The organism is Streptomyces sp. NPDC007095, from assembly GCF_040634475.1.
Taxonomy (GTDB): Bacteria; Actinomycetota; Actinomycetes; order Streptomycetales; family Streptomycetaceae; genus Streptomyces.
Window position 1 is genome coordinate 1 of the sequence record NZ_JBEYFS010000545.1, and the last position, 1052, is coordinate 1052.

At 72.3% G+C, this 1052-nt stretch carries 1 protein-coding gene; it reads right to left on the minus strand.

All coding sequences use genetic code 11. The features are described 5' to 3' along the window. Positions 1-1052: DUF4118 domain-containing protein (locus ABZ656_RS58115; RefSeq protein WP_360280902.1), on the minus strand; the 1052-nt coding region annotated here is incomplete at both ends.

The window sequence follows — 1052 nt, forward strand, 5'->3', positions numbered from 1 at the left end:
AAGGAGAGGATCTCCGACTCGGCGCGCAGCCGGGCCGCCTGGTGCGTACGCCGGGCGGCGAGGTCCACGACGGAGGCCACGGAGACGGCGACCCCGACGAAGATCGCGATGGCGACGATGTTCTTCGGGTCGGCGATCGTCAGGGTGTGGACGGGCGGGGTGAAGAACCAGTTCAGCAGCAGGGAGCCGACCACGGCCGAGGCCAGGGCGGGATACAGCCCGCCCAGCAGGGCGGCGGCCACGGTCATCGCCAGGAACAGCAGCATGTCGTTGGCCAGGCCGACTTCGGGCGCGACGCCGGCCAGCAGCAGTGTGAGGAGGGCGGGGCCGGCCACGCCGGCCAGCCAGCCCCAGACGACCCGAAGGCGGCCGAGCCGTGCGCTCCGGGCGACCGGCAGTCCGCGTCCCTTGCCCGCCTCGCCGTGGGTGATCAGGTGGACGTCGAGGTCGGGACCCGAGTCGCGGGCGACCGTCGCCCCGACGCCCGGCCCGAAGACGTACTGCCATCCCTTGCGCCGGGACACCCCGAGGACGATCTGGGTGGCGTTCACCCCGCGCGCGAAGTCGAGGAGCGCCGTGGGGACGTCGTCGCCGATGACGTGGTGGAAGGTGCCGCCGAGGTCCTCGGCCAGGGTGCGCTGGACGGCGAGTTCCTTGGGCGAGGCGGAGGTCAGTCCGTCGCTGCGGGCTATGTAGACGGCCATGACCTCGCCGCCCGCGCCCTTCTCCGCGAGCCGGGCGGCCCGGCGGATCAGCGTGCGCCCCTCGGGACCCCCGGTCAGCCCGACCACGATCCGCTCCCTCGACCCCCAGATCTTCGAGACCCGGTGCTCGCTGCGGTACTCGGTCAGGTACGCGTCGACCCGGTCCGCCACCCACAGCAGGGCGAGTTCACGCAGGGCGGTGAGGTTGCCGGGCCGGAAGTAGTTGGACAGGGCCGCGTCGACCTTGTCCGACTTGTAGATGTTGCCGTGCGCCATACGGCGGCGCAGCGCCTGGGGCGACATGTCGACCAGTTCGATCTGGTCGGCCCGCCGTACGACCTCGTCCGG